This is a genomic window from Streptosporangium sp. NPDC000509, assembly GCF_042898365.1.
In the GTDB taxonomy this organism is placed as follows: Bacteria; Actinomycetota; Actinomycetes; order Streptosporangiales; family Streptosporangiaceae; genus Streptosporangium.
Genome location: NZ_JBIAYX010000014.1, coordinates 258,368 through 271,953 on the forward strand (window position 1 = coordinate 258,368; position 13,586 = coordinate 271,953).

Genomic DNA, 13,586 nt, shown 5'->3' on the forward strand with positions numbered 1-13,586 from the left:
CTTTTCTCCTTTTTGGGTCGGGATTTAGTGTGACTGTGGACCGTGAGAGGGCGAAGACGTGACGCACGGCGCGCCCGGGACGGTTCGCGGCGGGAAGAACGACACCGAGGAGAGCGTGGAGAGGGGCGGGTTCGCGATGACCGCGTTCGCACAGGGAGCCGACCTGGTCGAGGTCAGGCCGGTCGGCTGGGACGACGCGGCGGCCGTGGCGCTCCGCGGAGCGATGACGGAGGAGATGGACGCCCGCTACGCCGACCTGCTCGCCGTCATCGGCCTCGTGCCCGATGGCATGAACGTCGAGCCGGAGACCGTCGCCTACACCGGGGTCGCCTACGTGGCGGAAGACGTCGCGGTCGGGCATGTGGCGCTGCGCAGGCTCGGTGGCGACCTGGAGCTCAAGCGGATGTTCGTGACCCCGTCCCATCGGGGTACCCGCGTGGCGCGGGCCCTGCTGGCCGCCGCCGAGGACGCCGCCCGCGCGCTGGGCGCGCCCCGGGTCGTCCTGCAGACCGGCCCCCGCCAGCCGGACGCGGTGAGGATGTACGAGCGGGAGGGCTACACGCCCGTCCCGGTCTTCCCGCCCTACGACCGTCTCCCGGGCTCCCTCTGCTTCCAGAAGCCTCTTTGATCCGCCCTCTCGCTCGCGGCGAAGGGCGGCTCTCCGGGGCGCCGGGGCCGTGCCGGGGCGGTCGCACGGACACGGGTTCGCCGGCCCGGCCGAGGGGACGGCCGGGCCGGCGAGGTGCTCGCGGGGTCTAGGACGCCGCGTGCTCGGGACTGTCGACGTAGATCCGGCCGAAGTCGACCGCCGGGGCGAATCCGGCGAAATTGCGCTGGACCTCGGCTTTCTCCGCCGCGTTCGGGTTCGCGTTGGTGCAACTCGTACCCGCGCTCGCGCCGGACATCAGGTCCGTGCACCGGCCGGTACGCCGGTCGGGCAGGCCCAGGATGTGGCCGATCTCGTGGGTGGCGATCCGCAGTGGGTTGTGACCCTCCGCGGTCGCCTGCCGGCCCATCCACACGGTTCCGCGGCCCAGGCTGGTGGGCTGCGCACGGGGCCAGCCGTTGTCGGCGAGCACCACGAAGTCCGCGGGGCTGCCGGCCACCAGTCGTACGTTCGAGACGCTGGAGTTCCAGATCTGGGCCGCCTGGTCGACGGCGGATCGGAACTCCGCGGCCCTGCTCGCGTCATACCTGAGCACGCGAACCGCTGCCGTGCGGGCGTCCGCCGCGTGGGCGGGCGCGGCCTGGGCGGGGGTGACCGTCACCAGGAAGGCCAGCCCCAGGATGAGGGCGACGCCGGAGCGAATGATCCTTGACATTTCTGGCGGGCCTCCTCGGCCATCGGGGGGTTGCTCACAGGGAGCAGGCTGGTGAGGAGGCGAGATCAGCCGGTGACGAGTGTCAGCCCGTACGCCGAGAGGATCTCGTTGACCGGCTGGTGGTAGGTGGTACCGCCGATGGAGCAGTTGCCCGAGCCGCCGGAGGTGACGCCCTGTGCCTGGTTACCGGAGATGAAGGAGCCGCCGGAGTCGCCTGGCTGGGCGCACGCGCTGGTGCGGGTCAGGCCGCTCACCGTGCCCTGCGCGTAGGTGACGCTCGCGTTGTGCTGCTGGATGGTGCCGCAGCGCCAGCCCGTGGTGGAGCCGGAGCGGCAGATCGAGGAGCCGACCGAGGCCTGGGTGGAGCCGCGGACGACCACGTTGGCCCCGCCGGAGCCGCGGACCCAGGGCCGCGGGGTGTGACCGGGGGTGGCGACCCAGGCGTAGTCGTTACCGGGGAACGACGAGCCCTGGAAGGTGCCGGACGGGCTGGTGGTGGTGTTGCCCGCCCTGCCACAGTGACCGGCGGTCACGAAGCCGGGGGTGCTGCCCCGCCACACGGAGAAGCCGATGCTGCAGCGGCTGCCACCGATGTAGTAGGCGTTGCCGCCGATGATGTCGATGAAGGGCTCGGGCTTCTCGGCGGAGAGCGTCACCTTCACGACGCCCTTGTCCACGCCCGCGGCCGCGGCGAGGGCCTCGCCCGCGGCCTGGTCGCCGGTGAGGATGACGACGCTGTTGGTCGTGACGTCGACGTACCAGAGGGAGGCGCCGGCCTTCGCCTCCGCCGACGCACCGTCGAGCTTGGCCTTGACGGCCTCGAGGTCGGCGAGGGAGCGGCTGACGACCACGGGCTGCGCGCCCTTGGCCTTGATGGCGGCCGCGGCGGAGGCGTCGGTGGTGGCCACGGAGAGCTGGGAGGCGTCGCCGTTGAGCCAGGCGCCGCCGTACTTGGCGCCCAGTTCCCGGGTCAGGGCGGACTCCGAGGCGGCCGCGCGGTGCTCGTTGGCCAGGCGCTGGACGGCCTGCTCGGCGGTGAGGCCGAGGTCGCGCTGGAGAGCCTCGAGCATCGCGGCCGGAGGCTGGGGGGCGGGGGCAGGGGGGGCGGTTGTCGCGACGGCGGGCGACACGGTGGCGACCAGGTACAGAGCCACGGTGGCGGCTCCAGCCAGAAGAGTACCTCGACGTAACATGCACACTCCTTGTGAGGGGTGATGTCAAGGTATTGGTGAGAAGCATGCGGGGGGATCTCCCAAAAAATCCCTATCGCGATGTTATGGGGGCTTGATCACCTTCGGGCCTGGGGTGAGGTGGAGGGCGCGGTGCTCGCGAACACCTTCCTCCCGGAGAGGTGATGCGACCTAAACAGTCCAGGAATATGGCCGAAACGGCGGGGAGTGATGGACGATCAGGGTGCTCCCCCTACTCGCGCGGTCGGGGGGGACTCTGAAAGACTGGTCACCGCGCCTTCGGGGCACAGGTGCCGATTCTCGACAGTTACCAACAGTGACCAAACGGAGCAGCGTCAATGACTTGTTCTGTGCATCCGGAACTCGCGAGGACGCATCGCCGCGCCGCACGTGCGGCCGATCGGTGGAGAGGGGCCCTCACGACGCCCGTTCCCCTCCTCTCCCGGGCACGCCCCGCGCGGGCCGTCGTCCAGGCCACTCACCATCCGGCCGTCGCCGCCCGGATGCCACAGAAGGACACGCACCATGACTGACGAAGCCGTCGTCACCGACGCCCGGAGCGAGGAGACGACGCTGCCGCGCCGCAGCGACGCGCTGCGGTGCCCGCACACCGAGGGCGGCGAGCGCCGTTGCGTCCTGCCTCCTGACCACGATCTGGACCACGTCTACCCGCACCAGAAGGCTCCCGCCCTGTGCGCGGGTGAGTGACGGGCGATCGAACGGCCGGCAGGGAAACGGCCCGCGGGCGCGGAGAGGTCCGGCGGCGCCGTCCCCGGTGACCTCCCGGCGGGAGGCCCTCTCGGAAACAGGCGTCCCTCGGTGTTCTTCGGCGTCCCCCAGCGTCCCCCAGCTTCAGAGGACGCCGATCGCCTCGGCGGCGGTCACGGCCGCGCGGACGGCCTGCGCCGGGTCGCCCTCGTGGTACCGCCGCTCGCTGGGCTCGATGTTGTCGAGAAACTCCTGATAGCGGACCGCGTACGCGAGGTGCTGCAGGGGTCCGGCCAGGACCAGTGCGCGGGCCGGGTCGCAGCCGGGGACGGCCGCGGCCCACGTCTCGCGCCAGGCTTCCGCGGCCGCTTCCCAGAGGTCGGCGGGCAGGAAGTCACGGGGGCGCAGGCCGTCGAGGACGGGGTGGCCGTAGTGGCTGTCGGCCAGGTCCAGCACGACGGTGCCGCGCGGTCCCGCCATCCAGTTGCCCGGATGGAAGTCGCCGTGCACCAGCGTGCACGGCAGGCCGCATGACTCCAGCGAGGCGGCGAGCGACGGCAGACGACCGGCGAGCCGGTGGGCGAGGCGCAACTCCCCGGTGTTCAGGTCGTCGGCCGCCTCACCGTCGAGCAGTCCGCCCACCAGCGCGGCGAGAGCCGAGGGGGTGCGGTCGGGAAGCCCGTCGGGTGGCGCGCACCCGTGTTCGGCGAGGGCCGCCTGTGCCCTCGCCAGGCGGCTCACCGCCTCGACGACGATCTCCCGCGACGCTCCGTGACAGTCGCCGCCGGGCACGTGCTCCAGGAGCACCCGCCGGTTCGGGGTGTCGGCCGCCACGATCGCGGGCACCAGGCCGGGATCCTTCGCCGCGAGCATCCCGATCGCGTGGGCCTCGTCGGAGGCGAACCCAGGAGTGATCTTCAGCCAGACCGGTCCCGGGCGCGTGGGGATGCGGAACAACCCCGCCAGGTTCCAGGTCCTCACCTGCCGGACGGGACCCTCGGCGGGTCTGCCCGCCTCACGCAGCGCGGCCTGGGCCCAGGCCAGTGCCTCGCGCACTCCGGACGCCTTCGCCCACTCCGCCCGGTGCGCCACGGGGCCGGCCAGATCTCCCGGGACCGGCCTGCCGGTCACGTCCGGGGCGCCGGGCCGTAGGTCGGCCGGACCGGCCGCGGGACGGTCCAGAGCCTCGACGTGATAGGTCGTGTGACCGTCGCGAGGGCCATCGCGAGGGCCGCCGCCGTTCTCGACGTCGACCAGGCGCAGTACCACCACGGGCGTGCCGAGCACGCCCTCCAGATGGGTCACGACCGAACCGACCTCGGCCCACCAGGGTTCGGCCACGGGGAACGGGCCCACGGTTCCCAGCCATTCGGTGCCCGACGTCACGAGGACGCTCACCGTGCGGCCCGATGTTTCGCTCACGGGGGCAGTGTGCCCGAGGGGAAGCGGCCGGTGCCATGGGTTTTCCCCGGGGCCGAGGCAGAGGAGGACGAGGGCCGGCACTGCCGGGCCCGGGTGGCCGGTCCTCGGTCAGTGCCCGGAGCCGTGGTCGTCGAAGAGGGAGGGCTCGTGCCGCCGGGCCGGCCGCGCGTGGGGCTCCATCGACCCGGCGGGCCGGGGGTTCTCGCTCGGGCGATCGCGCCGCAGTTGGGACAGGAGTCTCGCGTCCTCGCGCATCTCCTCTTCCGAGGGGGACAGGAAGATCGCCAGGAGCAGGCCGAGGCTGAGCATGCTGATCCCGACGAGCAGGGGCAGCATGAAGTCCATTCCCTGTGCCCCGCTCGTCGGGGCGGAGGTGTCGTGCACCTCGACCCCGATGGCGAACATACCGGTGTAGTGCATCCCATTCACCGCGAAGCCCATCAGCAGGGCGGCGCCGGTGGTGGCGAGTGCCCCGCGCACGCGCACGCTGAACCAGAGTGCCACCGTCGCCGCGACCACCGCGATGATCAGCGACAGTCCGACCAGGAGGGGGTCGTAGCTCACGTGTGCGGACATGTTCATGGCCGCCATGCCCAGATAGTGCATTCCGGCCACGCCCACGCCGGTCAGCAGCCCGCCGGCGAGAAGCGCGCCGGTGCTGTTCTCCCGGTGTGAGACCAGGAACAGGCCGGCGCCGACGACGACGATCGCGAGCAGTGCGGACGCGATGGTGAGCGGGACGTCGTAGCGGATCGACGTGCCCATGACGTCGAAGCCCATCATCGCGATGAAGTGCATCACCCAGATGCCGGTCCCGCCGATGGACAGGGCCGCGCCACCGAGCCAGAGCGCGCGTGAGCTGCCCTCCGCCCCTCGGGCCCGCGCGGCGAACAGCAGTCCCAGCAGGGATCCGGTGCTCGACATGATGTACGAGGCGACCGGCGTGACGAGCCCGTAGGCGAAATGGTCGATGGGGGACATGACGAACTCCTGGCATGCGGGAGGGCAATGGAACGTGCCAGGACGGGGTCAGGCCGGGCTGGCGTGCGGGGGTAATGGAACGTGCCAGGACGGGGTCAGGCCGGGCTGGCGTGCGGGGGTGGTCGTGGGATGGCCATGAGGTGGCCGTGGGGTGGTTCGGGAGTGACTGGTTGATCGGCCAATCACTACGAGGGGAGCTCACCTTACAGTTCTTCGGTTGCGCATGGCCATAATGGGGTGATTACGAATGTCTAAACCAAGCACGCGGTGACTGTCTCACTCACTTGACGTGAACATCCCAGGAGAGGAGGCGGGCCGATGAGCAGGCTCGCCGGTCGAGGACAGAAGACGCCGCCGCCTCCGGTATGGCCGGAGGACCGCTACGAGGTGGTCTGCGAGCGTGACGAGCCGCACGGCGGCACCCACGACCGCTATCACTTCCCGAAGTACGCGGTGAACTCGGCGCGCAGCCTGGAGACGGCAGGGCTCGCCAGGAGGGTGCGCGTGGTCAGGCTGTCCGACGGGGTAGTGATCTACGACCGCGTCAACGGCGTCGACCTGCCCGCCGACGAGTGGTGATGGCCACCCTCGGGCGGAGGCGTAAGGGGGCCCGGGTGCCAAGGTCGGAGGGCGCCGGGCCCCGTGGGGACGGACGGGTCACCGGGCCCTGGACCGTCGAGATCAGACGGTTCCAGGGCCCGGGCCATCGGAGTCAGGGGGTGGGAGGCTCGGAGGGATAAGGGCTCTCGCCGTCCCGGATCGCCGCGAGCATCCGTGCCGCGTACGCCTGCACAGCCTTGTGCAGGCCGTGGCCGAAACTCACGCGGGCCACCCCGAGGGCCGCGAGCTCGCCGATGGACGGTGTGCCGGGACGGAACAGGATGTTGATCGGCCCGTCGATCCCCTCGACCAGCGCGCGAACGGCCTCCGCCTCGGCCACGAAGATCGGATAGACACAGTCGGCGCCCGCCTCCAGGTAACCGCGCCCCCGCCGCACCGATTCGGTCAGCCGCTCCTCGGGACTTCCCGGCCCCTGCATGTAGGCGTCGACTCGGGCGTTGATCACCAGGTCCACGCCCGCGTCGGTCGCGGCACTCCTGACGGCGGAGAGGAAGGCGATCTGCTCGTCGACGTCGATCATCGCGCCCGTACGGGGGTCGGAGTCCTCCAGGTTGCAGCCTGACGCCCCCGCGGCGACGAGCCGCTCGACCAGCTCCGCGGGCTCAAGCCCGTAGCCGCGCTCCATGTCGGCGGTGACGGGCAGGCCGACCGAGCGGCTGATCCTGGCGATCGCGGCCAGCATCTCCTCGACCGGGGTCTCCTCGCCGTCGTCGTAGCCGAGCACCGGGGCGATCGCGGCGCTGCCGGTGGCGATCACCGGGAAGCCCGCCGCCTCGACCGCACGGGCCGACGCGGCGTCCCAGACGTTGGGCACTACCAGCGGACGGCCGGGTACGTGCAGCGCCCGTAGCGCCGTGGCTTTCTCATGGGCCGTCGTCGGCGCGGAACCGCCGGTGTCCTCACTGGTGGAAATGGTCATGGAAGCGACCCTAGCCGGGAAGTGGATCGACCTTAAGCACCAATTCCCAACCAGCCGGTTAGGCCACTTCGCCTCGTTCGCCGCCTGGAAGAGCCGGACGACCCTCGAGGCGGGGACGCTCTTTCCGAGCGGGAGGGTGAGGCTCTTGGAAGCCTCGGGGCGAGTGGGGGAAGCGACGGTCGGGGGGAGAGGCCGGGGACGGGAAAGAACGGACCCCCGGCCCTCGCGGGGCCGGGGGTCGCCAACTCTCCGAATTCGGTCAGGCGCTCTTGCGGCGCTGGGCGCGTAGAATCGCCAGGCGCTCGTTGAGCACCTCCTCCAGGTCCTCGATCGTGCGGCGCTCCAGCAGCATGTCCCAGTGCGTTCGCGGGGGCTTGGCCTTCTTGGCCTCCGGCTGCTCGCCGTCCACCCGGAGGGCGGTCGCGCCGCACATGCGGCACTCCCAGGTCGCCGGGATCTCTGCTTCAGCGGCAAGCGGAACGTCGAATCGATGGCCCTTCGGGCAGGTGTAGGACACCTCTTGGCGCGGGGCCAGATCGGTGTTGCGGTCGTTCTCGTAGCTGGTCGCCCCGAGTCTGGTGCCGCGTAGCGCACGCTCGCCCATGTCTGAATGCCTCCTGAGGGCCCCGTCGTGAGGGGTTCGTCTCCCACGGCGTACAACGCTTGGTACCGTGTGTGGATTCCCACAGACAGGGTGATCCAATCGCACGTTCTTGACCCGGTCTGCGAAGGACCCTTTTTTCTGGGGTTCTCAGATGCGTTCCGGCACCTGGTTTCCGGCCGCTCTGATGGCCTTGGGCAGGTTGATGAGGGCGAGCAGCACGAATCCGAGCACGAAGAAGATCACCAAAGAGATGATTCCCAGGCGATAGCTGTCGGTCAGCTGGAGCGCCAGGCCGAGGGTGAACGAGCCGAGGAACGTCGAGCCCTTGTCGCTGATCTCGTACAGGCTGTAGTACTCCGCCTCCTTGCCCTTCGGGATCACGTGGGAGAACAGCGATCGCGACAGGGCCTGTGTCCCGCCCATCACGATCGCGATGGCGAATCCCAGCGCGAAGAAGGGCAGGGCCGCGCCCTTGGGCAGGAAGTAGGCCACGGCCACCACGGCGATCCAGGCGATCAGCGCGGCCAGCACGACCCGCTTGGCCCCGTACGAGGCGGCGAACCTGCCGAGCAGCAGGGCGCCGAAGAAGGCGACGAACTGCACCATCAGGATCGCCGCGATTCGTACCTTCTGGTCCAGCCCGAGCTCCTTGTCGGCGTAGGTGGCCGAGAAGGAGATGACGGTCTGCACGCCGTCGTTGTAGATGAGATAGGCGACGAGGAAACCCAGGGTGAGCGGGTAGCGTCGCAGTTCCCTGATCGTGCGGCCCAGCTGCCGGAAGCTGCCGGTCACGGCCTGGCCCACGTTCTCCGCGCCGGAGGGGAGCGCACGCCGGTTGCGCAGCCGCAGCAGCGGGATGATCGTGAACCCGCCCCACCACAGGCCCGCGGACGACAGGGCGATGCGCACGGCATCGCCCTCGGCGATGCCGAAGGACTCGTGATAGAGGAACAGGGCCAGGTGGACGGCGAGCAGCAGGCCACCGCCGAGATAGCCGAAGCCCCAGCCCCTGGCGGAGACCTTGTCGCGCTCGTCCGCCGTGGCGATCTCCGGCAGGAACGAGTTGTAGATCACGAACGCGGCGGCGAAGGCGACGCTGGACACCAGGAACAGCGCGCCGCCCAGCAGGTAGCGTCCGTCGGCGACGAACCAGAAGCAGACGGTCGCGCCGGCGCCGAGGTAGGCGAAGAGACCGAGGAGTTCCTTCTTCCTGCCGGTGTGGTCGGCCAGCGCGCCCACGACGGGCATCAGGATGATCTGCAGGATGGCCGCACAGCCCACCACGAAGGAGTAGTAGGCGCTGGGCCGCACGTCGAACCCGATCACGTCCACGTACGGGCGCCCCTGGGCGGCGGTCTCCGCGATCGTCGTCAGGTACGGGCCGAGGAAGACCGTCAGGATGGTGGTCGGGAAGGCGGAGTTCGCCCAGTCGTAGAAGTACCAGCCGCGCTGCTCGCGGCGGCGGGACTGGGGGGAGTCCTCGACGACCTGTTCTGAGGTCATGGGCGGTCCTCGGTCTTTCGGGGGGAGGGGGAGGCGGGGAGAGGAGAGGGGACAGCGGGGACGGCTGGGATCGCGGGGATCGCGGGGATACGGTTTACGCGGCGAGACGGCCCGGATACCACTGGCCGCGAGACTCCAGCACGCCGCGCAGCCCTGAGATGTTGTCGGTCATCAGCCCGTCCACGCCGAGGTCGAGCAGGCGTTCCATCACCCCGGTGTCGTTGACGGTCCACACGTGGATCTGCATGCCGAGCGCGTGCGCCGTGCGGATCAGGGCGGGCGTGGTGATCCGCAGGCCGCGGAAGCCGACCGGCACCTGCGCGCACGGCACCCCGGCGCGGGCCAGGCGGGCGAGCAGGCGGCCGTAGCCGGAGGTGGAGGCGGCGGCGCGCAGGGTCGCCACGCCGCGCGGGCCGAGCGATGAGCACACGTCACGGCCGATCGCGGCACGGGCCCTGGCGAGCCGCTCCTCCGAGAAGGAGGTGAGGCAGATCCGGTCGTGGGAGGAGGTCCGCCTGACCACGGCGGCGAGCGGCGCGATGGCCGCCGACTCCTTGACGTCGATGTTGAAGCGCGCCTCGGGCCACGAGCCCAGCAGGTCCTCCATCAGCGGGATCTCGTCCACGCCGCCGATCCGCGCCTCGCGCACCAGCCGGTACGGCAGTCCGGCGATCCTGCCCCTGCGGTCGGTCACCCGGTCCAGGGTGTGGTCGTGGAAGGCGAGCAGCACGCCGTCGGAGGTGGCGTGCGCGTCGGTCTCCAGATACGTGTAACCGAGTTCGACGGCCCGCTCGAAGGCGGGGAAGGTGTTCTCCCTGCCCTCGGCGGCACCACCCCTGTGCGCGAAGGGCAGCGGGCCGGGATGGTCGAGGAAGGCGTAACGGCGTTGCACGTGCAGGAGTATGCCCCCTGCGGGCCGGGCGCGTCATCGCGGGCAGGTGAACGTTTGGATCACAAGGCCCTGAACGGGAGGGGACGGGCGGAGCGGGACGGAGGGCGTGACAGCGGCCGCCCGGCGCCGACCTGACCCGGGGCAAGGCTTTGCCCTGGCCTGCCCATCGCCGTGGATGATGGAAAAACACCTGGTTGTCCACGGGGTGTCTCGCCGTTACGCCCGGTTTTTCCTTCTTCGGGGGCAGGTGGCGTCGAGGCCCTGGTTGTGAGAACGGAGGCCGCGCATGAGCACGGGAAGCACTCCCGGACGCCTGGCGCGCGTGGGCGTCTTCCTCGACGATCGCCTCGGCGCGGCGACATTCCTCAAGCGGAACATGCGGAAGATCTTTCCCGACCACTGGACGTTCCTGCTGGGCGAGATCGCTCTCTACTCGTTCGTCATCCTGCTGCTGACCGGCACGTTCCTGACGTTCTTCTTCAAGCCCGGCATGAACGAGGTCGTATACAACGGCTCCTACTCGCCGCTCAGGGGCGTCACGATGTCCGAGGCGTACGCCTCCTCGCTGGACCTCAGCTTCGACGTGCGCGGCGGTCTGCTGATGCGGCAGATGCACCACTGGGCGGCCCTGCTGTTCATCGGCGGCATGATGATCCACATGCTGCGGGTGTTCTTCAACGGCGCCTACCGCAAGCCGCGCGAGCTGAACTGGCTGATCGGCGTCGCCCTGCTCGCTCTCGCGCTGTTCGAGGGCCTGACCGGCTACTCCCTGCTCGACGACCTGCTCTCCGGCGCCGGTCTGCGGATCACCGCCGGTGTGGCGCAGTCGCTGCCGGTGGTGGGCACCTGGCTGAGCTTCTTCCTCATCGGCGGTGAGTATCCCGGCCAGGACGTCATCGCGCGCTTCTACTCGATCCACATCCTGCTCATCCCGGCCGTACTGCTGGCACTCATCACCGCCCACCTGATCCTGACGTGGGTGTTGAAGCACACGCAGATGCCGGGCAAGGGCCGCACCAACGACAACGTGGTGGGCGCGCCGACCTACCCCTCCTTCATGATCAAATCAGGCGCCTACTTCATGTTCACCTTCGGCGTCGTCGCGCTGCTGGGCACCTTCGCCCAGATCAACCCCGTCTGGCTGTACGGCCCCTACGTGCCGTCCGACATCTCGGCGGGTACCCAGCCCGACTTCTACCTGGCGCTCCTGGACGGCTCGCTGCGCCTGATGCCCTCCTGGGAGATCAACTTCCTGGGCTTCACGCTGCCGATGAGCGTGCTGATCCCGGCGCTGGTCCCTTTGGGGATCATCCTGACGGGCCTGGCGCTCTATCCGTTCGTCGAGCAGTGGGTCACCGGGGACCGCCGCGAGCACCACATCGTGGACCGTCCCCGCAACAACCCGCACCGCACCGCGATCGGCGTGTCGGCGGTCACGTTCTACGGCGTCCTGTGGCTGATGGCCTCCAACGACGTGATCGCCTCGGTCTTCCACCTCTCGCTGAACAAGATGATCTACATTGGCCGGGTCCTGGTCTTTCTCGGCCCGGCACTGGCGTACCTCGTCACCTACCGGATCTGCGTGGGGCTGCAGCGTCGCGACGCCGACGCCCTCGGTCACGGCGTGGAGACCGGTGTGATCAAGCGCCGGCCCACGGGTGAGTACTTCGAGGTCCACGTCCCCTCCCTCGAATCCATCGAGGCCCAGGTCCGAGGCAAGGAGCCGGTCCCGATCCTCGAAGGGGCGGCCGAGGAGGGCGGCGGGGACGGCGCCCCGCCGCGCGGAGGGAAGCACCACCCGCTGCGTGAACTCCGCGCCAGGATGAGCAGGGCGTACGGCGGCGAGAAGGTCCCGCTCGGCGACGGGGATCACGACGGTCACGACGGGCGTGGAGGGCGTGAGGGGAGCGGCGGGCACGACGGGCGCGACCGCGCCGGGCGCGCGGCCGTCGGCCGCGGAACGGAGGAGAAGAGGTCGCCGTGACCGGCCGGGGCGGTCGCTCCTCGGGCGGCACCCCGCCCGTCGAGGACCGTCACTCCTCGGCGGGCACCTTGCCCGACCACTCCTGGCGGCGGGCCTCCGCGATCGCGATCGCCGCCGCCACCGCGACGTTGAACGACCCGACCCGGCCGACCTGAGGGATGTAGCAGACGCCGTCGGCGGCCTCCAGCAGCGCGGGGGAGCAGCCGTGGTCCTCGCTGCCCACCACCAGGCACACGTCGCCGTCGAGCCTGGCCTCGGACAGAGGCACCGCGTCGCCGGTGAGTTCCACCGCCACCACGGCGAACCCATCCTCCTTCGCCGCCCGTACGGCCTCCAGGACGGGGACCGGCTCCTCCCAGGCCACCAGCCTGTCGGTGCCCAACGCGGTCTTCTGCGCCTTGGGGTTGGTCGGCGGGGTGGCGTTGCCCGCCAGCCAGATCCGCTCCACACCGAAGGCGGCGGCCGTGCGGAAGATGGAGCCGACGTTGAACGGGCCGGTCACCGACTCCAGGATCAGAGCCAGCCGCCCTTCGGTGTTCCTCCGCCAGGTGCGGTTGAGGCGTTTGACATCGGTCGGGCGCAGTTGCCTGCGCGGATTCGCCGTCATCGGTCGTTCACTGTTTCTCGTCGTTCCTCGTTCGTTCCGGGTTCGTTCAGAGTTCGTTCAGGGGTCGTTCCGCGCTCTGTCCGCGGTGACCGTGTCTTGTCGCGTCTCGCCACTTCGGTGCCGCTCGGTGCCGCTCAGCCGCCACCCGGTGCCATCCGGTGTCGGCGCCCTCGGCGTCCTCGGCGTCCCTGACGCCCGCCGGAGAACGGCCGCTCACGGCGCGGGGTCCGTCCCCGGGCGCGCCTCCACCCGGAGGATCCGGTACGAGGAGCGGGAGGCCACGCGCTCGGTGGGCCAGCCCCGCTCGTTCAGCCAGCGCTGCAGGGAGTCGGAGCCCAGGTGTTTCTGGACGACCAGGTGGGCGACGCCGTCGGGGGTGAGACGCGACAGCCAGCGGGTCAGCATCTCGTGCATCGCGGCCTTGCCGATGCGGATCGCGGGGTTGGACCAGATGGCGGAGAACCGCACCTGCGGAGGGACCTCGTCGACATGCATCGACCTTACTTTGTCAAGGGAGGCGGCTCTGGCGTTTCTCGCGCACAGCTCGACCGACCTGCGGTTGACATCCACCGCCCAGACCGTCGCCTCCGGGGCACGCGAGGCCATCGTCAGCGCGATCGGCCCGTAGCCGCAGCCCAGGTCGAGCAGGTCACCGCTCGGTGGGGGAGGCGGGACGCTCTCCAGCAGGATCCGGGTGCCCTGGTCGACACGCTCGGCGGAGAACACCCCGCTGTCGGTCTCCAGCTTCAGATGAAGGTCGGGGAGCACGAGCGTGACCGAGCCGGGACGGCCCGCGGTCTCCGGACGCTCCTCGAAGTAATGTGCCACGTCGT

14 protein-coding genes are annotated in these 13,586 nt (G+C 70.3%); 4 read left to right on the forward strand and 10 right to left on the reverse strand.

Annotated elements, in window-relative coordinates:
• Positions 1 to 58 precede the first annotated feature (58 nt).
• A complete protein-coding gene (locus ACFY3D_RS25945) occupies positions 59 to 628 on the forward strand; it encodes a GNAT family N-acetyltransferase (RefSeq protein WP_389983588.1) in 570 nt (189 codons plus the stop codon).
• Between the two features lie 127 nt (positions 629 to 755).
• Here ACFY3D_RS25945 and ACFY3D_RS25950 read toward each other — a convergent pair whose 3' ends face one another.
• Entirely contained in the window at positions 756 to 1,322 is a 567-nt protein-coding gene (locus ACFY3D_RS25950; RefSeq protein ID WP_362897221.1) for a snapalysin family zinc-dependent metalloprotease, read from the reverse strand.
• 65 nt (positions 1,323 to 1,387) lie between these two features.
• A complete protein-coding gene (locus ACFY3D_RS25955; RefSeq protein WP_389983591.1) occupies positions 1,388 to 2,515 on the reverse strand; it encodes a S1 family peptidase in 1,128 nt (375 codons plus the stop codon).
• Between the two features lie 522 nt (positions 2,516 to 3,037).
• Between ACFY3D_RS25955 and ACFY3D_RS25960 the strand changes: the two genes are divergently transcribed.
• Complete coding sequence (locus tag ACFY3D_RS25960) at positions 3,038 to 3,220, forward strand: hypothetical protein (RefSeq protein ID WP_389983594.1); 183 nt, start codon at positions 3,038 to 3,040, stop codon at positions 3,218 to 3,220.
• A gap of 144 nt (positions 3,221 to 3,364) precedes the next feature.
• Here ACFY3D_RS25960 and ACFY3D_RS25965 read toward each other — a convergent pair whose 3' ends face one another.
• Positions 3,365 to 4,642, reverse strand: coding sequence for an aminoglycoside phosphotransferase family protein (locus tag ACFY3D_RS25965; protein WP_389983597.1), 1,278 nt, complete (start codon positions 4,640 to 4,642; stop codon positions 3,365 to 3,367).
• A gap of 108 nt (positions 4,643 to 4,750) precedes the next feature.
• Complete coding sequence (locus tag ACFY3D_RS25970; RefSeq protein WP_389983600.1) at positions 4,751 to 5,623, reverse strand: MHYT domain-containing protein; 873 nt, start codon at positions 5,621 to 5,623, stop codon at positions 4,751 to 4,753.
• A gap of 318 nt (positions 5,624 to 5,941) precedes the next feature.
• Here ACFY3D_RS25970 and ACFY3D_RS25975 point away from each other — a divergent pair, with 318 nt between their 5' ends.
• Complete coding sequence (locus tag ACFY3D_RS25975; RefSeq protein WP_350948339.1) at positions 5,942 to 6,202, forward strand: hypothetical protein; 261 nt, start codon at positions 5,942 to 5,944, stop codon at positions 6,200 to 6,202.
• Positions 6,203 to 6,335: 133 nt separating this feature from the next.
• On the opposite strand, the gene ACFY3D_RS25980 is transcribed toward ACFY3D_RS25975, so the two are convergent.
• The 4 genes from ACFY3D_RS25980 to ACFY3D_RS25995 all read right to left on the reverse strand — a co-directional run bounded on the left by ACFY3D_RS25980 (position 6,336) and on the right by ACFY3D_RS25995 (position 10,162).
• A complete protein-coding gene (locus ACFY3D_RS25980) occupies positions 6,336 to 7,163 on the reverse strand; it encodes an isocitrate lyase/phosphoenolpyruvate mutase family protein (RefSeq protein WP_389983603.1) in 828 nt (275 codons plus the stop codon).
• 259 nt (positions 7,164 to 7,422) lie between these two features.
• The gene (locus ACFY3D_RS25985) at positions 7,423 to 7,767 is read right to left on the reverse strand and encodes an RNA polymerase-binding protein RbpA (protein WP_350948341.1); all 345 of its coding nucleotides are present in this window, start codon (positions 7,765 to 7,767) and stop codon (positions 7,423 to 7,425) included.
• Between the two features lie 147 nt (positions 7,768 to 7,914).
• Positions 7,915 to 9,270: an MFS transporter gene (locus ACFY3D_RS25990; RefSeq protein ID WP_389983606.1), complete on the reverse strand. Its 1,356-nt coding sequence runs from the start codon at positions 9,268 to 9,270 to the stop codon at positions 7,915 to 7,917.
• Between the two features lie 94 nt (positions 9,271 to 9,364).
• Entirely contained in the window at positions 9,365 to 10,162 is a 798-nt protein-coding gene (locus ACFY3D_RS25995) for a glycerophosphodiester phosphodiesterase (protein WP_389983609.1), read from the reverse strand.
• Positions 10,163 to 10,448: 286 nt separating this feature from the next.
• Here ACFY3D_RS25995 and ACFY3D_RS26000 point away from each other — a divergent pair, with 286 nt between their 5' ends.
• Positions 10,449 to 12,146, forward strand: coding sequence for a cytochrome bc complex cytochrome b subunit (locus tag ACFY3D_RS26000; RefSeq protein WP_389983612.1), 1,698 nt, complete (start codon positions 10,449 to 10,451; stop codon positions 12,144 to 12,146).
• A gap of 49 nt (positions 12,147 to 12,195) precedes the next feature.
• Here ACFY3D_RS26000 and ACFY3D_RS26005 read toward each other — a convergent pair whose 3' ends face one another.
• Both ACFY3D_RS26005 and ACFY3D_RS26010 read right to left on the reverse strand, forming a co-directional pair.
• Positions 12,196 to 12,753: a TrmH family RNA methyltransferase gene (locus tag ACFY3D_RS26005; protein WP_389983615.1), complete on the reverse strand. Its 558-nt coding sequence runs from the start codon at positions 12,751 to 12,753 to the stop codon at positions 12,196 to 12,198.
• A gap of 213 nt (positions 12,754 to 12,966) precedes the next feature.
• Positions 12,967 to 13,581 carry a methyltransferase gene (locus ACFY3D_RS26010; protein WP_350948346.1) on the reverse strand — a complete coding sequence of 205 codons (615 nt, stop codon included), beginning with the start codon at positions 13,579 to 13,581 and terminating at the stop codon, positions 12,967 to 12,969.
• Positions 13,582 to 13,586: the final 5 nt, after the last annotated feature.